The organism is Snodgrassella sp. B3882, assembly GCF_026535915.1.
Lineage (GTDB): Bacteria > Pseudomonadota > Gammaproteobacteria > Burkholderiales > Neisseriaceae > Snodgrassella.
The window spans coordinates 13,724-33,850 of the sequence record NZ_JAFNPF010000001.1 but is presented as its reverse complement, the minus strand read 5'-3'; the positions used below and the strand labels follow the sequence as shown (position 1 = coordinate 33,850).

The window sequence follows — 20,127 nt, the reverse complement described above, 5'->3', positions numbered from 1 at the left end:
TCCATGTTATCATTAACCCATCCCTGTAAGAATGTTCAGTTGATCACAGGTAAGCAAGCTCAACAGCCACTAGATCATATCATGCCGATACAATACAGCTCTCTACCACAATCTTTCCCATGTCAGCAGCCTTACGTGCATTTGTCCGTAGCAAATTATCTGCTGTCTGAATTATTTTGCTAATGACGTTACATGAACACATCCTTCTGGCCTCTCCTGGCTTTGCTTGCTGACGGTTTGCCACATCCGGTTCAAAAACTGGCCAAAGCCCTCAATAAAAAAGTGTCACAGCTCAATGCAGCATGGCAAGACATGCCTGCGCATATCAAAAGTTTGCTGCATCAGCAAAATGGCATTTGGCAATTAAGCAAGCCTTTATCGATAATTCCAGAGCAGATTTTCAGCGATAGTGCTCGCCAATATGGTTTTGCGCCCACTTTATTTTTACAGACGCATTCAACCAATACTTTTCTGCTTGATCAGGCGCGGCAAACAAAGGATGTGATGCCCGCTCAGGTATGTATGGCTTATCAGCAAACCGCCGGCCGCGGTCGTCAGGGTAAAACTTGGCACAATCGTGTCGGCGAATGCCTAATGTTTAGTTTAAGCTGGTCGTTTCAACGATCACAGTCTGAATTGGGTGGCTTGGCACTGGTGGTCGCGCTGGCAATCAGTCAGAGCTTAGCTGAATTGGGTGTGGCTGTTCAAATCAAATGGCCAAATGATTTGATGCTCCAGCACAACAAACTTGGTGGCATTCTGATTGAGACGGTGAGCAAACAAAACCAAACCATCGCCATTATCGGTATCGGATTGAATTTCACCATCCCCGAACAGATCTGCAACGCCTCTGCTATCCTGCCACAAACACCAAAAATACAGGCCAGCCAGATATTTAATGGCATTATGCATAAACTGAGCCAGTATTTACCACGATTTAATCAAAATGGTTTAGAGAGTTTTTTACCGCAATATAATCGCTTGCATCGTGACCACGGACAACTGGTTCATCTATATCACGATGGCAAAATCATTACCGAGGGAACCGTTACCGGCATTGCCACATCTGGAGCGATTATTTTAGAAACTGCTGACGGCGAACAGGAATTTGTTACTGGTGAAATCAGCTTACGCTCTGGTCGTGCCACCACGCGCAGCCAACTTATTGCACAACAACGTTATCTTTTGCTGGATGCAGGTAACAGTAAACTTAAATGGGCATGGGTCGAAAACGGTTTTATTTTGCATTATGGTAAAGCGGCGTATTATGACTTGCAGCCTTTACTCAAAGACTGGGCACAATATGGCTCTGGCGTAGAGCGCATTATCGGCTGTGCTGTCTGTGGTGAAGCTCGCTTACAACAGGTTGCCTCCATCTTACCTCTGCCGATTATGTGGCTGCCTTCGATGCCAGAAGCGTTAGGCATTGTTAATCATTATCGCAATCCTACTGAGCATGGCGCCGATCGCTGGTTCAACATTCTGGGGAGTCGCCGCTACACGCAACAAGCATGTGTTGTTGTCAGCTGTGGTACTGCCGTCACAGTAGATGCGTTAACTGATACTAACCACTATCTCGGTGGCAGTATTTTGCCGGGCTTTCATTTAATGAAAGAAGCTTTATCCAAACGCACCGCTAACCTAAACCGACCGCTGGGTAAGCCTTACGCGTTCGCCACCACCACACCGAATGCGCTGGCTAGTGGTATTATGGATGCTGTCTGTGGAGCCATAGTATTGATGCATGAACGCCTGCAACAAAAGGTTGGAATGGATAAACCCGTCGACATCATTATCACTGGAGGAGGAGCGAATAAAGTCGCTCAGGCCTTGCCACATTCTTTTGTCTTAGACAATCGGATTGAAATTGTGGATAATTTAGTGCTTTATGGTTTAATCAACTGGGTTGAATACGCATGAAATGGCTATTTGCAATATTAGTCGCATTGAATATCGTGGTTTTCGGCTGCATGGTAGCAGGTAAACTTGTACACCCTCCTACAGCGGCATCTACAGCTATGGCCAGCAGTGAAGTGGAAATTGCCGCCCCAGCAACTCCTGATATCAGCGTGCGTAATCCCAATGTAGTTAATACCCCCGCTAGCAATCAGGTTGACAATCCGTCAACTCCACCAAAAGTTGTGAACAAACCTGAACCTCCTTCCATTACTCCTCAGCCAAAACCTGAGCGTAAGCCTGATCCAGATTCAAGTACTCAGGTCGCCACGACTACGCCGGCTACATCGCCTAATGCCAATTGCAGTGCCACTGTAACCTTACCGGAAAATGATTTTCACCGCATTAAGGGTTTGCTCCGCCAATGGCCGTATTCGACCAAACGTTTTGTCGAACAGGTTACGCCAAGTGCCAAACCTAATCCGGTGACCAAACCTACCCGTTATATGGTGGCTTTGAACAATATTGATGAAGAAACCAGCAAACGTTTGCAGGAAAGTGGGTTTGATCATGGTTCAGCCCAAGGCAAAGTGAGTCTGGGAATATTTAACCGCCGTGAAGACGCAGAAGCTTTAATGGCTCGCGCCAAAATGAAAGGCTTCACTAATGTATACGTTAACACGCTGGAAAGCAGTCATAGTGAAACCTCAGCGAATGCCCCTACCAGCGTTGCCAAAATACGGGTTACTTTCTCTGGTGTAGACAATACCGCCATACAGGACATCAACAAAATTACCGGTCGCTATGGACAAATACAGCGAATCGGTACCTGTCGTTAACGTTGACCTCACTTCTAAACGTTAAATCATGAGCACCCGCGCGGTAATCCTGAAAAATATTTCTGCCAATCTGCTGTTACAGATCGTGACCGCAGTTGGCGGATTTATTTTACCCCCGCTGATTATTGTCACCTACGGCTCAGCAACCAACGGTATGCTGGCGTCGATCAAACAATTTATCGCCTATCTAACTTTGCTCGAAGCCGGTATTGGCGCCGCCGCTATCGTTGCGCTTTATCAGGCTTTGACCTCGCAAGACACCCAACTGCGTAATCGTATTCTCAACGCTACCCAACGCTTTTATCGCATTTCCGGCAGTCTTTTTGCTATTGGATTATTGATACTGGCTATCCTGTTTGCGTGGCTGACACAAAAGCAAATCAGTGCCACCCTCACTTTTTATATGGTCTTGGTGATGGGTGCCGTTAACATTATGGATTTCTTCTTTTTCGGTAGTTATCGTGCTTTACTGACTGCCGATCAGAAAACTTATATCATATCTAGCGTTCAGGCTGCCAGCATTCTGCTGAACATTGTTGTTTGTTATTATTTGATTCAATCCGGTTATAGCATTCTCACCGTACAAATCGCCTCCAGTGTCATACTGATCAGTAAATTTTGCATTTATCGCGGTTATGTCAAACATCAATACCCAGATTTAAAACAGCCAGCTGCAGATAACGAACCTTATCATCTACATCAGACTTGGGATGCCATGACGCATCAACTGACTGGTCTGCTGATATTCAGTTCACCACTGGTTCTGATCACCCTATTTTTATCATTAAAAGACGCCAGTATCTATGCTGTCTATGCCCTTATTTTTGGCGCCATCAAAATGGCGCTGCAATCGATATCTCAAGGCATGCAAGCGATTTTTGGCCACAGCCTGAAAACTGATTTTGACCACACCAAACAAAATTTCTGCCGTTATAACCGTCTTTTTATGTGCTTTCTGGGCTGGGTTTATACCTGTACCGGTTTACTGCTGGCACCATTTATTCAGCTTTATACCGTCAACATGACTGATGCCAACTACCACCAGCCTGTACTGGCCATATTGTTTTTATTGGTAGGCATCATCGAAAACAGTCGTATACCTTCCATGATCATGATCATGGCCGCTGGACGCTACAAACAAACCAAGCCACAAGCCTTAATCGAAGCTGGCATTAATCTTGTCTGCTCAATCTGCTTTATCCAGCTTTGGGGCATAAGCGGCATTTTACTGGCTGCATTGCTATCATTTGTATATCGCAGTAGTGAAATGCTGTATTACAACTGCAAACATATTCTATTTATGCCCGTTATTCGTCCGTATTTATTATGGCTACTGATCTTTATCGCTATTGCCGCCTGTATCAGCTTAGGCTGGCAACCGGTAAATCATGTTAAAATTGCGACTTATCTGGACTGGGTCAAACTGAGCTGCATCACTGCTGTAGTGGCAGCGATACCATTCAGCCTATTGCTATTACTGATTTATCGTCGGCCAATTCAATGATTCCCAAACTCATTCACTATTGCTGGTTTGGTCCTCATCCGTTGCCAGCATCGGCACAGCGTTATCTTGCCAGCTGGCAGGAAATGTTGCCCGATTACCAGATTAAACTCTGGAATGAGGAAAATTATGCCTATCAGAGCAACGCTTATGCCAGCGCTGCTTACGCTGCCGGGAAATATGCTTTCGTTGCCGACGTTTGTCGCATCGAGGTGTTATGCCAGTATGGTGGGATCTATTTGGATACCGATGTACAAATGCTTAAATCGTTTGATCCATTCCTGCATCACCATTGCTTTACTGGTTTTGAGCAAGGCATGAACCCGTATACCCGCGAACTTACCTGCAATCCGCAGGCTGGTGTCATGGGGTGTGAAGCCGGCAGTGCTTTGATGCAGGATATCCGGCAACTTTATCAGACAATGCACTTTGATCCCAAGCAGCCCGTCACCATCAATCAACTCTTTAAACAACTCTATCAGCAGCACAACATTCAATTGAACGATCAGCAACAGCTGATTACCGATTATGTCTGTGTCTATCCCAGTGATTATTTCATGGCCAAAAATGCTTATACCCATCAGCTCAACATTACGGCTAATACCGTGTGTATTCATCATTACGATGGCAGCTGGCTGAATGACAGCAAAAGCCTGAACCGTTTAAAACGTCTGCTCCTAAGTATATTGCAACGCACACTCGGTGCGAACAACAGTCAGAAACTGATCGCGTTACTCAAACGGAAACAATCATGAACCCTCGTCAGCCCCATCCGCCGATAGATTTCGTTTTGCCATGGGTAGATGGCAGCGATCCGGCCTGGCTGGCGGAAAAACAACGCTATCTGCCTGAGCACCTTGGTCGCCATGACGCCATCAGCACCAACCGCTACCAAGATTTCGGCACCTTGCGCTATGTGCTGCGTTCGATTGAGCAAAACTGCCCGTGGTACCACAAGATTTATCTGATTACAGCCAACCAATATCCACATTGGCTCGATACCAGTCATGCAAAAATTGAAGTCATCAGCCATGAGCAATTGTTCATACAGCCACACAATTTGCCTGTATTCAATTCTTCCGCTATTGAAATGAATCTGGTCAACCTTCAGGGCTTAAGCGAACACTTTGTTTATCTGAATGACGATACAGTTATCTTGCGTCCCACTTCACCCGAACGCTTCTTTCAACAAGGATTACCCGTTGATTTTTTGGTTCATGGCTGGTTACGTCGTGGCCAACTGTTTCAGCATTTACGCGGACACGATAGCTGGATCGATGCATTAAATAACAACATCGCCCTGATTAACCGTGTGCGGCAACCTGCCAGCCTGCCTAACCGTTTTCTGTTCGATTCGAGTTATAGCTCATTAGATAAATTAAGTAATACCTTATTAAAATACGCCTATCGGCACTACTTCTGGTTTGCCCACTGGCATTTGCCCCAACCCTATACCCGCCAAACACTGCATGCAGTGTATCAGCAATTTGAACCTGAAATCCTCACCTGTACCGCCAACCGCTTCCGCGCGGCCAACGATCTCACTGTCTACCTGAACCGCTATTGGCATCTAGCCAGCGGAGACTTCATACCACATAAATACAACGACGGTTTCGTCAGCAATATCAGCGATATCTCCCAACTCAATCAGGCAATAAATCACCTACAGCAGCATCCCGATATTCGCTTTATCTGCCTGAACGATACCTGTACCAGCACCGATCCGCAGCTTCTGGCACAATTACATTCCCGCCAGCACGCTTTTTATGAGCAACACCTACCACAACCCGCCTCATTCGAAAAAGATCGCGGTGCATACCAGCCCACCACGACCACCACAAAAACCACATCGTCAAGCATGAGCACACAGAGTTAAGTTATAATAACTTATTACTTCGGTACCCTTAATCCAAGCACAAACCACCCGCTAATGCATGAAGACTTGCCCATTTTCCGTACTCCTGTCATTGTATGACCGTGAACAGCCTGCCTGGCTCAGCGCTTGTCTGGACAGCCTGTGTGCGCAAAGTGTGCAGCCGCAAGAAATCGTTATCGTATTGGATGGTGCTATTCCATCTGCTTTACACCACATTCTTGTAAGTTATCAAGCCAAACTGCCTTTACAGATCATTGCCCTTAACGAACATGTGGGACTGGGCAATGCCTTAAATATAGGTCTGTCCCATTGTCAGTATGAATGGGTGCTGCGCATGGATACCGATGACATATGTGCTCCCGATCGCTTTGCGCGTCAGTGGGACTATATTCAAACCCACCCTGACGTGGCCTTGTTTAGCGGACAGATTGCCGAATTTAGCATCGATCCAGACCAAACCACCTCGGTAAGACAGGTCCCCCTTACCGACCCTGAAATTCGCCAGTATGCACAATGGCGCAATCCCATCAACCACATGGCTGTAGCTTATCGTAAAAGTGTCATACAGGCTGTTGGTGGCTATCAGCACCACCAGTGGATGGAAGATTACAACCTATGGTTACGGGTACTGGCTGCCGGCTATCAAGTTGCCAACTTGCCAGAAATTCTGGTCTATGCCCGCGCCGGCCGCGCCATGCATGCCCGGCGACGCGGTTTACAGTATTGCAGCAGTGAATGGCAACTCCTACGTTTAAAACATCGGCTCAACAGTCAGCCTTTACTTCCAGCGTTAACCTGCTTTATGCTTCGCGGTTTTAGCCGTCTGTTGCCAACCGGACTTTTGGGCACCCTCTACCATCACCTGCGCGAAAACAGATAAATTCCCAATTATGCAAAGATTACTTTCTTACAAAAGTCGTTTATTTTTTGGTACTTTGCTAGTGATGCTGGTGCCCATGGCCATTATGCAGCCAATTAAAGGCTTTCAGCAGGGACGCGCAGCGTTTATCACCAGCATCATCCTTGCGGGCATTGCCCACATCCTGAACACCAAATCACTGTCCGTATTCAGCAACTTTCCCGGTCGCAAATCAGCGGTCATCGCCCTGCCCCATACCTTTTTCTGGTTCTTCGGCATGTGGATGGCAGCCAAATTCTTTAATCTGCACTATACCGTCTGGTTTCTGTTTATCGCAGGCTGTCTGTCATTATTTTTGTGCGTATCTTATATCTACTATCGCAACAAATTCATCACCACTTATGCCTATATCCCCTTTGGTCGTGCCAGTACAGCCAATCAATTACCCAATGTCAACTGGATCAGACTAGACACCCCAACCCTACCTACAGACACAGTGATCAATGGCATCGTTGCCGACCTGTATGAGCCAATGCTGGATAAATACTGGCAAAAATTTCTGGCCAAGCAAACCCTTAACGGCATGCCTGTGTTCAACATTCGCCAAGTCGAAGAGTTTCTAACCGGTCGGGTAAAAATTCATCATCTGTACGAAAACGATCTTGGTTCCTTGCTCCCTTCCCCAACCTACGTCTTATTCAAACGCGTATGGGATATTGCCATGATCTTGCTTTCAGCGCCGCTCACCTTGCCGGTAATGGCACTCACCGCCATTGCCATCAAACTGGAAAGCCCCGGCAATATCCTTTTTGTGCAAAATCGCGTCGGTCGAAGCGGGCGCGAATTTCGCATATACAAATTTCGCAGCATGTGTGCAGATTCAGAAAAAAACGGCGCACAAATGGCTCAACCGGATGATCATCGCATTACCCGTATCGGCAACTTCATCCGCAAAACCCGCATTGATGAATTGCCACAATTTTGGAATATACTCAAAGGCGACATGAGCTTAATCGGACCACGACCGGAGCAAAAAATATTTGTTGACCAGTTCATTCAGGATATCCCTTTTTACGATTATCGTCACATCGTCAGACCAGGCATGTCTGGCTGGGCACAGGTTACCCAAGGCTACGCGGCCGATACCGAACAAACCCAAATCAAGATCGAACACGATTTTTATTACATCAAACACTTTTCCTTTTCATTGGATGTATTGATTCTGTTCAAAACCATCAAAACCATGGTTACTGGTTTCGGTGCCCGCTAAACACCCACCGGTTCATCAACCCTAAGCCAAACCACCAGCGTGCCAGCCTACATCAGTCCTTCTTCTTGCCTACCAAACTCATGTAGTGCCTGCAATGGACAACAACTTTAAACAAAATCATATTGCTATTGATCGCCACTTTATCTGATGTTTGATGACTTTATGGCTACTAAGCTGCCCGGATCCACTTCAAGCTCATCCTGAGCCAATCTGGCATACCAATCATTTAAGGCAGATATGCCCAACTGCCACATCAGCGAAAACTGAATAAATCACCAATAATCAAATACCTATTGAAAATTCACCCCCTAACCCCATTTGTATATTCCGATAACAGGAGATAATTATGGCTAGTGGCTGGGCATCCGATGATGCCGTGAATCAACAAATTGAAAGTACCATTGCAGATGCCATTGATCATGCTCGCAATCAGTTGGCATTGGGTGCTGAAAGTGCGGAATATTGTGAGGAATGTGGCGAAGAGATCCCTGAAGCGCGTCGCAAAGCCATTAATGGCGTTCGCTTTTGTGTGGCTTGTCAGACTGAGCGCGATAAAGAGATGCAGAAAACCTTTAGTCTGTATAATCGCCGTGGCAGCAAAGACAGTCAGCTACGCTAATGAGCATCACTGCGGCTCACCTTTGCCCCCCTGCTGACCAGCAGCAGCCAGCAAAAAATCGATGAAAACCCTCACCTTCAGCGGAACATGGCGGCTATAAGGATAAATCAACATAAATGGTCGCGTGGCTCCGCCATACTCCGCTAATACCTCAACTAACTCGCCAGAGCGCAACTCTTCTTCAACCGAAAACCGGTATACCTGCATCAGACCTGCTGCACATTTGGCCAACGTTTTAGTTGCTAAAAATTCATCCTGACACACAACACTACCTTGGGTTTCGAATTGAATCAGTTGATGCTGGGATTGAAATTGCCACGGTACTTTTTTACTGGTTCTGGGTAATTCATATTGGATACAGTTATGCTTTTGCAGATCATCCAGCGTGCGCGGATAACCATATTGGCTTAAATATTCTGGTGCAGCCACCACAATCAGTTCAGCTGACTCCAGTTTGCGTGCGATTAATCCCGAATCCGGCAAATAATTACCTCGAATGGCCAGATCATAATCGTCTTGTCCAAAATCAACATTCTGATTACTGATATGTAACTCCAGATTGATGGCCGGATAAAGGCGGTGAAACGCCGGTATCACAGGTAACAATCGATAATGTGCATACGGTGTGGGCGCGCTGATACGCAGAGTGCCAGATGGTTTATTTTGCCTGTCTAACGCTTGTTGTTGCGCATGCTGCATTTGCATTAACGCTTGCTGACACTGTTGATAATAGCCTTGCCCCACTTCGGTCAAACTCATATGCCGTGTTGTTCGAATAAACAAACGGATACCCAAACGCTGCTCTAGTCGAGCTACAGCACGGCTGACCGCGGCAGGGGTAACGCCGGCTTTCTGCGCAGCGACTGTAAAACTTTGCCATTGTGCCGCCAGACAAAACAAGCGAATAGTTCCTAACTGAATTTCATCCATAGCTTGCTGCATATCTGCTTTCATTCATTACACCATGTAATAACTGAATTAAACCATAATGCGTTTCTGCACACATCATTGGATCTTATACTGCCGGTGAAACTAACCATCAACTGAGGATTGATTATGTCAGAGCCTAAAACCGTCATCATCACCGGCGCATCCAGTGGCATTGGTTTTGCCTTGACAGCAGCTTACATCGCCCGTGGTTATCAAGTAGTCGCCAATGGACGTTCCTTAGCACGCTTACAACAAGCGGCAGAACAACTGGGCAACCCAGCAAACCTGCTTCTTGTCGCTGGTGATATCGGCAAAGCAGAAACAGCAGCCAGATTATTTGATCAGGCTATCCGTCACTTTGGCCAAGTGGATATCTTGATCAATAACGCTGGCATTTTTATCTCCAAACCAGCTATAGATTATCGTATCGAGGATATTGACAACATGCTGACCACGAATCTGCGCGGGTTTTTATATCCGACTCAGCAAGCGGCAAAACACATGTCTGCCCGTGGCAGTGGTCACATCATCACCATCACAGCAGCCATTGCCATGCAACCCAATACCGCCGTACCCGCCTTATTACCGGTTATGGTTAAAGGAGGGTTAAACAGTGCTATTCGTGCTCTGGCAGTGGAACTGGCCGCCAACAACGTGATGGTCAACGGCGTAGCACCTGGCGTTATTGCGACACCGATGCATCCTCAGCAAGCTGAGATTCAACAGCTGTTAGCCAATTTGGCACCGACAAAACGCATCGGTACGACAACTGATGTTGTTAATGCAGTGATGTATTTAAGCGATGCTAACTTTGTGACAGGAACCATCCTACCCGTTGATGGTGGCTCTACTGCGGGTATCTGGTCTGCTGGATAACTGCATATGTAGATCAAGTTTGCCTGAATACATGATTTCAATGCACAAGCCAACCAGCCGGCATATTGATCACTACCTTAAGACATAAAATCTTTCTTAAGCTCCAATACAATTTATATTTAGGTATACTAATTGCTTAACAAAGGTATTCTCTGAAATATCTACGGCGCATTGCCTGAAGAAAACCGATTCACGGTTAAGCTGTCAACATACGGCTGAAGCAAGCATTTAATCTTAAATCTATCATCTGGTTGAGGAGAAAAAAATATGGCTATTTTGGTAACGGGTGGTGCCGGCTTTATCGGCTCCCACACCACCGTACAATTATTAAATGCAGATCAACAAGTGGTGATCTTAGATAATCTAAGTAACTCTTCAGCAATCGTATTAGAGCGGATCAAGCAAATTACCGGTAAAGATGTCCAGTTTTATCAGGGTGACATTCGTGACCGAGAGCTGTTACAACATCTTTTTTCCGCGCACAACATTGAGCATGTTATGCACTTTGCCGGATTAAAAGCAGTGGGTGAAAGCGTTTGCGAACCCCTGAAATACTATGACATCAACGTTAGTGGTAGCTTGATTCTGGTTGAAGAAATGGCTAAAGCCGGAATCTTTAGTTTGGTATTCAGCTCTTCTGCTACCGTCTATGGCACCCCAGCCTCAGTGCCCATTAGCGAAAATGCCATCACTGGCGGCACCACCAACCCCCATGGCACGTCCAAACACATGGTAGAACGCATGCTCATGGATATTCAGGACGCTGATCCACGCTGGAGCATGGCACATTTGCGCTGTTTTAATAAGACATAAAATCTTTCTTGAGCTCCAATACAGTTAATATTCAGGTATACTTGTTGCTTAACAAAGATATTCTCTGAAATATCTACAGCGCATTGACTGAAGAAAATCGATTTTTGCTTAAGCTGTCAACACACGGCCGAAGCAAGCGTTCAATCTTAAATCTATCATCTGGCTGAAGAGAAAAAAATATGGCTATTTTGGTAACGGGTGGTGCCGGCTTTATCGGCTCCCACACCACCGTACAATTATTAAATGCAGATCACCAAGTGGTGATCTTAGATAATCTATGTAACTCTTCAGCAATCGTATTAGAGCGGATCAAGCAAATTACCGGTAAAGATGTCCAGTTTTATCAGGGTGACATACGTGACCGAGAGCTGTTACAACATCTTTTTTCCGCGCACAACATTGAGCATGTTTTGCACTTTGCCGGATTAAAAGCAGTGGGTGAAAGCGTTCGCGAACCCCTGAAATACTATGACAACAACGTTCGTGGTAGCTTGATTCTGGTTGAAGAAATGGCTAAAGCCGGAATCTTTAATCTGGTATTCAGTTCCTCGGCTACCGTCTATGGCACCCCAGCCTCAGTGCCCATTAGCGAAAACGCCATCACTGGCGGCACCACCAACCCCTATGGCACATCCAAACACATGGTAGAACACATGCTCATGGATATTCAGGCCGCTGATCCACGCTGGAGCATGACACTTTTGCGCTATTTTAATCCGATAGGTGCGCACGAATCAGGCTTAATCGGCGAAGATCCGAGTGGCATACCCAATAACCTACTCCCTTATATCTGTCAGGTAGCGGTTGGCAAATTGTCGCAACTATCCGTTTTTGGTAACGACTATCCAACACCAGATGGTACCGGCGTACGTGATTATATTCATGTGATGGATCTGGCAGACGGTCATCTGTGTGCCATGCGCGCAACTTATAACCAACCAGGCGTTCACATCTATAATTTGGGCACCGGACAAGGCTACTCCGTGCTGGACATCGTGCATGCTTTTGAACAAGCAAGTGGCATTACCATCCCTTATGAGATCGTACCCCGACGTGCTGGTGATATTGCCAGCTGCTATGCCAATCCCGATTTGGCCCGTGCTCAACTCGGCTGGCAGGCACAACGCAATCTGCCTGCCATGATGGCGGATGCATGGCGTTGGCAACAACAAAATCCAAATGGATATCACAGCGAATAAAAACTTATTCTCTGTACCTATCACCAAACAGCCATCCCACAGACAATGCTGTGGGATGGCTGTTTTTCGGTTTTGAGTTCTGATACTAAACTTAACGCTAATCGATAAAATTCGCTCCTGAAAGTGACAAAAATCAAAAATGAAGAAATCACTACTCAGCATTTCACCTGAGTAGTAAAGTTATTATAATATAATGATTATTATTATCAATAAAGAACCTAAAAAAAATTGACTTATTGTGGTATAAAACCTACTGTAGAACTATCTTCCTAAACCACAACCTGTTTACCCTTATGGCATTTCTCACCAGTAAGGACTGGATTTCGGTATAATTGGACCTATATCATTAGTCCGACAACCATTTTCAACACTGTGCACTCATCACAGTCTATTCACAGACGATCCATGACTCATACTCAAACTGTTCAACTTGTCCAGCAACAGCTACTGGCTGATAACGAACTGGCTATTAGCGATTTTAATCATGCATTATCGTTAATTGGCTCACATCACATTGATTATGCAGACATCTACTGTCAGCGTTCCACTTACGAAAGCTGGCATCTGGAAGAAAGCATGGTTAAATCCGGCAGTTTTCAGATTGAGCAGGGTGTAGGCATACGCGCGGTCAGTGGAGAAAAAACCGCTTTTGCCTACGCCGATAACCTCAATGCACAGGCATTAATCGATGCAGCAACCGCAGTCCGCGCAATTGGACAAAGCGCGCAGCATCGCACTATTGGACTCAATGCGTCTCCAGCAAGCAAAAATCTCTATAGTTTGACCAATCCCATGCACAGCTTAGATGCTGCGGCTAAAGTTGAGCTATTACAACGAGTAGAAACACTGGCCAAAGCTGCCGATCCGCGCATTGTCCAAGTCATGGCTGGACTGGTCTGTGAGCATGAACTGATTTATCTGGCTCGGCTGGATGGTCGCATTCATACTGATGTGCGGCCACTGATTCGTTTATCCGTTACCGTTATCGCCAAACAAGGCGACAGACGCGAACAGGGCAGCAGTGGTGGAGGTGGTCGCTTTGACCTGAACTACTTTGATGACACCTTAGTTCAGCAATATGTTGATACCGCCGTGGCACAGGCTCTGACCAATCTTGAGGCACGTCCAGCTCCAGCAGGCAGCATGACCGTGGTACTAGGTAACGGTTGGCCGGGTGTGTTATTGCATGAAGCAGTTGGTCACGGTTTAGAAGGTGATTTCAATCGCAAAGGCACCAGCGCCTTTGCCGGACATCTGGGAGAACGAGTGGCAGCAAAAGGTGTGACCGTAGTTGATCAAGGTGATATTGCTGGTCGGCGTGGTTCCCTAAACATAGACGATGAAGGTAATCCTACTCAACGTACTGTATTAATCGAAGACGGTATTCTGTGCGGATATCTACAAGATGAAACCAATGCACGACTCATGGGTATGTCCACTACCGGAAATGGGCGGCGTGAAAACTACGCCTCAGCACCAATGCCTCGCATGACCAACACCTACATGGAAAATGGTCAGATGACACCAGAAGAAATTATTGCTTCAGTTGACAAAGGTTTATATGCCGTCAATTTTGGAGGTGGGCAAGTAGACATCACCAGTGGCAAATTTGTATTTAGTGCTTCTGAAGCTTGGTGGGTTGAAAACGGCAAACTGCAATATCCGGTTAAAGGCGCTACCATTATCGGCAGCGGTCCAGAAGTATTGAAACATGTCAGCATGATTGGCAACAATACCAGTCTGGATAGTGGTGTCGGAGTCTGTGGTAAAGACGGTCAAAGCGTGCCAGTAGGAGTGGGTCAGCCAACATTACGAATCGATAGTGGTCTAACCGTTGGCGGCAGCCAAACCTAAAAACCTTTGCAGCAGCCCCTATTCCTACTCCCATACCCATACCAGCCAAAAAACCACCAGCACTTAAACCTTTACTCCAACCTGTTTTACAGCTTAAATCCTCATTTAATTTTTTTATCAATAATAGTAAGAAAGGCTCTATTTTCCTGATAAAATACCGAAACATTTCGTTTTTCTGAATCTGCTAATCATTCTCTGTAATCATTTCCTGTTTGATTAGTGCAAACTACCTACGTTTTTCTGGTAGATATGAGGACAAAATAATTAATCTTTTTTTGATATAATTATTGTTGAATTATGATTATTTTCTATCACTTCTTGTTTTGAATCAGTTTGTATTAAATAATCTTCAATAAAATATTTAACTTGAGTATTATATTTATAAAAATCATTTTTCTTATACATAAAATACCCGATTATCAAAACTATTTTTTTATTAGCATAAAATTGTAACGAGGAAGAATGATTTTTTTTACTCTGTAAAAATTTAATTTCTTTTACTTGTTCATAAGGTAAAGAATAGAGTATTGAGTTGTTTGAATAAATATACAATTCATGATTTTTAATTTCTATAGCATATTTTTTTACAAAAAATAAATACGAAATAATAAAAACAAACCCTAATGATAAAATAAAAGGCAGTCCAAAAGTTTTTAATTAGTGAAAACATCATATCTTTTTTCATTATAAAATAAATATTTATCCATCAAAAAATAAATTATAACGAATAGAGGGAGAATCATTAAAAATGAGAGAGCAAATAGTTTCTCATTAATTGCTTTAAACTGATATTGTTTATTATCTTGTTCCATACTATTAAGGCGTATAATTATGCAATCTTTTTAAACTAAACTCACAAGAATTCTCTATATCATCTGCTATTTCTTCTTTCAGACTTATTGAGCCCTTTTCTAATAATTTAGTCTCTTGCGCAAAGAATCCATCCAACACGAATAAGGCTCTCAACCCTGTCCTAAATATTAATGGCAGCATACATATTGTATCAAAGATCCTTAATGCCATTGCTCCCCAATCACCAGCATTTTAACTAAAAAACTGAGCCAACATCCATTTTTTAAATACTGCTTGCTACCAATCAGCTTCCTTCATCGTGATGAACATACCGCTTTGCGCTTAGAAACCTTAGTTTCGACAAACACTTATTCATCTAAACTGGATAAGTGAATAAATTAGGTTGAGCTTTTATCATCATCACTGCATGACATGCATTCATTGATCCGATATGAAAACTACCTGTATACTCATTCCAGATCTAGAATATAATCACATAATTAAATCCAAAAAGCCTGATTTATCATTACTTAAATAAATTAATCACCAAAAGGGGGTAATACCATGTCTAAATGTCGCAAAACCACCCGCACGAAACTCTTCAACATTTCCCTTTGCAGCTTTATATTGCTGATGGCTGATAACAGTCTGGCGCTAGACCTACCCGCCCCCATGCCAGAAGCGCGCGTGCGCCTATACGGACAAAATGGCAAGCCGACCAATATGAAATATTCTAATCAAGGTCGAACCGTCAAAAAATCTATCGGTGGATCACTCGGTGGATCTTTTTCTTCCATGATTGGCACCGCTCGCAACCGCAGCATTGGCATTCCAGCCACCAATACATTAGAAAACATTCGACAACACAACCGCAACCTATCCAAAATTTATTACGAAGAATTTACTATTCCCGCCAACGTGCCTATTGTTTTTTCCAATGCCATCATTGGTCTGACCAACATTAATAATCCACCCAATGGGACTAAAATCATCACCACTCAACCATCATGTGTGGGCAATAAAATGATCTTTCATGCTGAAGCCGGCAAAGATTATGAAGTTTTCCCCGCCTCCACCTCAGCACAATGCGGCATCATCATTCAGGAAATCAAACCAGATGGCAGCGTTGTGCCTTTAAAGGCTAACTAGCATTCACAAACCATCCTAATTGAAAACAATAAACTGGTAATTTTATTCGCTGGGCAATCTAGCTTGTTCTTTAGGCAAATAAAAAAATTTGCCTGGCCAAAACTGCATAACACTATCTTTGAGCGTCACGCTAGATTGCCTCCCATTCACATTTTCCTAAAAAAGAAATATTCAACGACACCTGAATCAGTCAGATCACCGCCACCATGCCTAAATCAACGCCAACATCATTCCAAATCTGTCGCCAAGCTGGGCTAAAAAAGTCTTCAAGATTGCGTCGACAAGACGAAAAAAATAAAAAATATTCAATTATGTTGGATGAAATCATGGCCAGCTAAAGAGTCTAAATAATCATTAAATAGCGTATGCGAGCTTAGAATCAATTATCCAATCCAACACCAATCCTATTAGCCTAAAATAAAAGCCTGATAAAAATCAGGCTCTATATTTATCTCAAGCGAATGTATCAATGGTGATTACTTTCATAGCCAGAGTTAACTTGACCATAAACTTCAGTATTTCCACCTTGAGATCCAGATGAAGCGCAACCAGACAAAAATACTACTGTTAACAACGTAACCACACTCAATATTTTTTTCATTAGTTTTCCTTAAAAAGCGCAACCAGATAAATATATCACGGCCAAAAAGGCAAACGTACTCAACACCTTATTCATTTACATTCCTAAATATAACTTAAAAAAACTTTAATATACCATATAAGTACAACGATGAACAAAATTGTGAATATTAAACGAATCAACATGCCACCCCCCCTTTTTAGGCACTCACCTCACACCCCATCACTATTTTATCTGACCTGACCGATGATGTTGCATTACTTCCACATAATGCCGAGCTGAATAGCGCAGAAATGCACGTTCCTTTTCCGTTAATGCCCTCACTTGCTGCACAGGCGACCCCATATACAGAAAGCCACTGAGTAACTTTTTACGCGGTGGTACCAGACTACCCGCACCAATCATCACCTCATCTTCAATCACCGCATCATCCAGCACAATCGAATTAATGCCCACCAAAACCCGATTGCCAATCTGGCAACCATGCAAATTGACATGATGTCCCACCGTCACATCATCACCAATGAGCAACGGTGAACCATCTGGCTTTTCTGCTGTTTTATGACTGACATGCAGCATACAATGATCCTGAATATTACTTCTGGCTCCGATTTCAATCCTATTTACATCTGCGCGTACCACCGCAAACGGCCATACTGAAACTTCCTCATGTAAAATCACATCACCAATTACCACCGCCATATCATCGATATAGCAACTGGTATCAACTTGTGGTTGCTTATCTAAATAAGAACGAATATTGTTTTTCATCAAATTGACCTTATCGTAGTAAAAGATGCACTAAAATAAATAGCAGAAGCAGCACCATTGCTCCTGATTCTTCCAATGATTTACCTGACAATACCCATCAACAGGTAATTTTTTCTGAGATAACTATGTCTGAAAATGTCTTATTAAATCTGGACAGTGAACCACGTTTTGACGCCATCACTGCATCGGATATCGAACCGGCTATGACCGAGGCGATGAACACTGCCAGCGCAGCCATTAGCGCACTTAAAACACAATCCCCAGCAAACTGGAATAATACCGTAGAAGCCCTGACCAACATAACCGAACGCGTCGGACGCATCTGGGGCGTCGTAGCCCATCTGAACAGCGTAGCTGATACTCCCGAACTACGCGCTGCTTATAATAGCATGATGCCCAAAGTCAGTGAGTTCTTCACTGCCATCAGTCAAGACATCGAATTATACGCACGTTTTAAAAACATCAAAGCCAGTGCCGAATACCAGCAACTCAATCAAGCACAAAAAACCAAACTGGAACATGATTTGCGGGATTTTGTCTTGAGTGGTGCCGAATTGTCTGCCGAGCAACAGGCTCAATTCGCTGCGCTACAAACTGAAGGTGCCCAGCTTTCAGCCTCTTTTAGCCAAAATGTTTTGGATGCCACTGATGCCTTTGCCCTATACTTTGCCAACGGGGCACAACTGGCGGGACAGCAAGATGCACCCAGCGATGAAAGTACTGCGGCCGATTTTGCTCATGACAGCGCAATCAGTGGTCTGACGGAAGAAGCTTTAGCCATGTTTGCCGCAGCTGCCGAAGCTGAAGGTAAAAAAGGCTATAAAGTCGGTTTACAAATGCCACATTATCTGGCTGTTATGCAGTATGCTCACAATCGTGAACTGCGGCGACAGCTCTACCATGCCTATTCAACCCGAGCCAGCGAATTAGGTGAAGCAAAATGGGACAACACCGCTAATATCAACCGTATTCTACAAATTGCAGCACATGAAGCCCATCTACTCGGCTTTAACAACTATGCTGAATTGTCACTGGCCACCAAAATGGCCGATACACCAGCACAAGTTCTGACATTTTTGCATGACTTAGCCAGTCGGGCGAAACCATTTGCTGAAAAAGATTTGGCTGAAGTCACCGCTTTTGCGCAGCAAGAGCTCGGTTTAAATGACATCCAGCCATGGGATCTTACTTATGCCAGCGAAAAACTTCGTCAGGCAAAATATGCATTCAGCCAGACTGAAGTTAAAAAATACTTCCCTGCCGACCGCGTACTAGCCGGTCTCTTTGCTCAGATCGATAAATTATATGGCGTGCATTTTATCGAGAAAAAAGTACCAGTATGGCATCCCGATGTGCGTTATTTTGAGCTGGAACAAAACGGCGCCACTATCGGCGGCGTCTACATGGATTTGTATGCTCGAACCGGCAAGCGTGGTGGCGCATGGATGAATGATTACCGTGGACGCCGGCGTTTTACCAGTGGCAACCACGCTGGTCAGCTGCAAACCCCAATTGCCTATCTTGTGTGCAACTTCACCCCTCCAGTAGCCGGCAAGACTGCGCGGCTAAGCCACGATGAAATCCTGACCCTGTTCCATGAGACCGGACACGGATTACATCACCTGTTAACGCAAGTTGATGAATTGGGCGTATCGGGCATCAACGGCGTAGAATGGGATGCAGTAGAAATGCCCAGCCAATTTATGGAAAACTTCGTGTGGGAATACGACGTGCTGGCTGGCATGAGTAGCCATCAGGATACCGGTGCACCTTTACCGAAAGAACTATACGAAAAAATGCTGGCAGCTAAAAACTTCCAAAGCGGAATGTGGATGGTCCGGCAAATGGAATTTGCCTTATTTGACATGGAAATCTACAGCCAGCCGGATAGCAACTGGCAGCAGATCCTGCAAAATGTTCGACGCGAAGTAGCGGTGATTGAGCAGCCTGAATTCAACCGCTTTGCCCATTCATTCAGTCATATTTTTGCCGGAGGCTATTCTGCTGGCTACTACAGCTATAGCTGGGCAGAAGTACTCTCTGCCGATATTTATGCGGCATTTGAAGAAGAAGCCAACGCTGAAGCCACCGGTCAACGCTTCTGGCGCGAAGTCCTGGCTGTAGGTGGTTCTCGTCCGGCAATGGAATCCTTTAAAGCCTTCCGTGGTCGCGAGCCCAATATCGATGCCTTATTGCGCCACTGCGGTTTCAATTAAATCATCGCCAAGCTTAAACACAAAAACAAACGCGGTGTCATCACCGCGTTTAAATTTATTAATAGTCTTAATTCTATTTGATCAATT

General features: G+C 44.6%; 16 protein-coding genes and 1 pseudogene. 14 read left to right on the top strand and 3 right to left on the bottom strand.

Annotated elements, in window-relative coordinates; translation table 11 throughout:
- The first annotated feature begins 192 nt into the window (after positions 1 to 192).
- The 8 genes from J3U68_RS00145 (at position 193) to J3U68_RS00110 (ending at position 8,860) form a co-directional block, all read left to right on the top strand.
- Positions 193 to 1,920: a biotin--[acetyl-CoA-carboxylase] ligase gene (locus J3U68_RS00145; RefSeq protein WP_267373165.1), complete on the top strand. Its 1,728-nt coding sequence runs from the start codon at positions 193 to 195 to the stop codon at positions 1,918 to 1,920.
- On the top strand, positions 1,917 to 2,735 hold the full coding sequence (locus J3U68_RS00140) for a hypothetical protein (RefSeq protein WP_267373163.1): 819 nt from the start codon (positions 1,917 to 1,919) through the stop codon (positions 2,733 to 2,735). Before J3U68_RS00145 ends, J3U68_RS00140 begins: the two co-directional genes overlap by 4 nt.
- 28 nt (positions 2,736 to 2,763) lie before the next feature.
- Positions 2,764 to 4,239 (top strand): lipopolysaccharide biosynthesis protein, encoded by a 1,476-nt coding sequence (locus J3U68_RS00135; RefSeq protein WP_267373161.1) that lies wholly within the window; start codon positions 2,764 to 2,766, stop codon positions 4,237 to 4,239.
- Entirely contained in the window at positions 4,236 to 4,991 is a 756-nt protein-coding gene (locus tag J3U68_RS00130) for a glycosyltransferase family 32 protein (protein WP_267373159.1), read from the top strand. Before J3U68_RS00135 ends, J3U68_RS00130 begins: the two co-directional genes overlap by 4 nt.
- Positions 4,988 to 6,112: a stealth family protein gene (locus J3U68_RS00125; RefSeq protein ID WP_267373157.1), complete on the top strand. Its 1,125-nt coding sequence runs from the start codon at positions 4,988 to 4,990 to the stop codon at positions 6,110 to 6,112. The genes J3U68_RS00130 and J3U68_RS00125 overlap by 4 nt, the downstream gene beginning before the upstream one ends.
- Before the next feature lie 58 nt (positions 6,113 to 6,170).
- A complete protein-coding gene (locus tag J3U68_RS00120) occupies positions 6,171 to 6,992 on the top strand; it encodes a glycosyltransferase (RefSeq protein WP_267373155.1) in 822 nt (273 codons plus the stop codon).
- Positions 6,993 to 7,002: 10 nt separating this feature from the next.
- Positions 7,003 to 8,241, top strand: a complete 1,239-nt coding sequence (locus tag J3U68_RS00115) for an exopolysaccharide biosynthesis polyprenyl glycosylphosphotransferase (RefSeq protein WP_267373153.1) — start codon at positions 7,003 to 7,005, stop codon at positions 8,239 to 8,241.
- A gap of 346 nt (positions 8,242 to 8,587) precedes the next feature.
- Complete coding sequence (locus J3U68_RS00110) at positions 8,588 to 8,860, top strand: DksA/TraR family C4-type zinc finger protein (protein WP_267373151.1); 273 nt, start codon at positions 8,588 to 8,590, stop codon at positions 8,858 to 8,860.
- Between the two features lie 6 nt (positions 8,861 to 8,866).
- Here J3U68_RS00110 and J3U68_RS00105 read toward each other — a convergent pair whose 3' ends face one another.
- Positions 8,867 to 9,814: a LysR family transcriptional regulator gene (locus J3U68_RS00105; RefSeq protein WP_267373149.1), complete on the bottom strand. Its 948-nt coding sequence runs from the start codon at positions 9,812 to 9,814 to the stop codon at positions 8,867 to 8,869.
- 102 nt (positions 9,815 to 9,916) lie between these two features.
- On the opposite strand from J3U68_RS00105, the gene J3U68_RS00100 reads away from it, so the two are divergent.
- From J3U68_RS00100 to J3U68_RS00080, 5 genes and pseudogenes are all read left to right on the top strand, one after another.
- On the top strand, positions 9,917 to 10,666 hold the full coding sequence (locus tag J3U68_RS00100) for an SDR family NAD(P)-dependent oxidoreductase (protein WP_267373147.1): 750 nt from the start codon (positions 9,917 to 9,919) through the stop codon (positions 10,664 to 10,666).
- Positions 10,667 to 10,933: 267 nt separating this feature from the next.
- Positions 10,934 to 11,470 (top strand): annotated as a pseudogene (locus J3U68_RS00095) (SDR family NAD(P)-dependent oxidoreductase); the annotation flags it as partial.
- 188 nt (positions 11,471 to 11,658) lie between these two features.
- Positions 11,659 to 12,678 (top strand): UDP-glucose 4-epimerase GalE, encoded by a 1,020-nt coding sequence (galE, locus tag J3U68_RS00090; protein WP_267373145.1) that lies wholly within the window; start codon positions 11,659 to 11,661, stop codon positions 12,676 to 12,678.
- Between the two features lie 405 nt (positions 12,679 to 13,083).
- Positions 13,084 to 14,532: a metalloprotease TldD gene (gene tldD, locus J3U68_RS00085; RefSeq protein ID WP_267373143.1), complete on the top strand. Its 1,449-nt coding sequence runs from the start codon at positions 13,084 to 13,086 to the stop codon at positions 14,530 to 14,532.
- A gap of 1,356 nt (positions 14,533 to 15,888) precedes the next feature.
- Positions 15,889 to 16,473 carry a hypothetical protein gene (locus J3U68_RS00080; protein ID WP_267373141.1) on the top strand — a complete coding sequence of 195 codons (585 nt, stop codon included), beginning with the start codon at positions 15,889 to 15,891 and terminating at the stop codon, positions 16,471 to 16,473.
- 466 nt (positions 16,474 to 16,939) lie between these two features.
- Here the strand turns inward: J3U68_RS00080 and J3U68_RS00075 are convergent, their stop codons facing one another.
- Positions 16,940 to 17,074 (bottom strand): hypothetical protein, encoded by a 135-nt coding sequence (locus J3U68_RS00075; RefSeq protein ID WP_267373139.1) that lies wholly within the window; start codon positions 17,072 to 17,074, stop codon positions 16,940 to 16,942.
- Positions 17,075 to 17,278: 204 nt separating this feature from the next.
- A complete protein-coding gene (locus J3U68_RS00070; RefSeq protein WP_267373137.1) occupies positions 17,279 to 17,824 on the bottom strand; it encodes a gamma carbonic anhydrase family protein in 546 nt (181 codons plus the stop codon).
- A gap of 125 nt (positions 17,825 to 17,949) precedes the next feature.
- On the opposite strand from J3U68_RS00070, the gene J3U68_RS00065 reads away from it, so the two are divergent.
- Positions 17,950 to 20,040 carry a M3 family metallopeptidase gene (locus tag J3U68_RS00065; RefSeq protein WP_267373135.1) on the top strand — a complete coding sequence of 697 codons (2,091 nt, stop codon included), beginning with the start codon at positions 17,950 to 17,952 and terminating at the stop codon, positions 20,038 to 20,040.
- Positions 20,041 to 20,127 lie beyond the last annotated feature (87 nt).

Bases quoted from the DNA above. Each gene is read 5' to 3' on its own strand.
- J3U68_RS00145 (WP_267373165.1), top strand. From the start codon at position 193: ATGAACACATCCTTCTGGCCTCTCCTGGCTTTGCTTGCTGACGGTTTG.
- J3U68_RS00140 (WP_267373163.1), top strand. From the start codon at position 1,917: ATGAAATGGCTATTTGCAATATTAGTCGCATTGAATATCGTGGTTTTC.
- J3U68_RS00135 (WP_267373161.1), top strand. From the start codon at position 2,764: ATGAGCACCCGCGCGGTAATCCTGAAAAATATTTCTGCCAATCTGCTG.
- J3U68_RS00130 (WP_267373159.1), top strand. From the start codon at position 4,236: ATGATTCCCAAACTCATTCACTATTGCTGGTTTGGTCCTCATCCGTTG.
- J3U68_RS00125 (WP_267373157.1), top strand. From the start codon at position 4,988: ATGAACCCTCGTCAGCCCCATCCGCCGATAGATTTCGTTTTGCCATGG.
- J3U68_RS00120 (WP_267373155.1), top strand. From the start codon at position 6,171: ATGAAGACTTGCCCATTTTCCGTACTCCTGTCATTGTATGACCGTGAA.
- J3U68_RS00115 (WP_267373153.1), top strand. From the start codon at position 7,003: ATGCAAAGATTACTTTCTTACAAAAGTCGTTTATTTTTTGGTACTTTG.
- J3U68_RS00110 (WP_267373151.1), top strand. From the start codon at position 8,588: ATGGCTAGTGGCTGGGCATCCGATGATGCCGTGAATCAACAAATTGAA.
- J3U68_RS00105 (WP_267373149.1), bottom strand. From the start codon at position 9,814: ATGAAAGCAGATATGCAGCAAGCTATGGATGAAATTCAGTTAGGAACT.
- J3U68_RS00100 (WP_267373147.1), top strand. From the start codon at position 9,917: ATGTCAGAGCCTAAAACCGTCATCATCACCGGCGCATCCAGTGGCATT.
- galE (WP_267373145.1), top strand. From the start codon at position 11,659: ATGGCTATTTTGGTAACGGGTGGTGCCGGCTTTATCGGCTCCCACACC.
- tldD (WP_267373143.1), top strand. From the start codon at position 13,084: ATGACTCATACTCAAACTGTTCAACTTGTCCAGCAACAGCTACTGGCT.
- J3U68_RS00080 (WP_267373141.1), top strand. From the start codon at position 15,889: ATGTCTAAATGTCGCAAAACCACCCGCACGAAACTCTTCAACATTTCC.
- J3U68_RS00075 (WP_267373139.1), bottom strand. From the start codon at position 17,074: ATGAAAAAAATATTGAGTGTGGTTACGTTGTTAACAGTAGTATTTTTG.
- J3U68_RS00070 (WP_267373137.1), bottom strand. From the start codon at position 17,824: ATGAAAAACAATATTCGTTCTTATTTAGATAAGCAACCACAAGTTGAT.
- J3U68_RS00065 (WP_267373135.1), top strand. From the start codon at position 17,950: ATGTCTGAAAATGTCTTATTAAATCTGGACAGTGAACCACGTTTTGAC.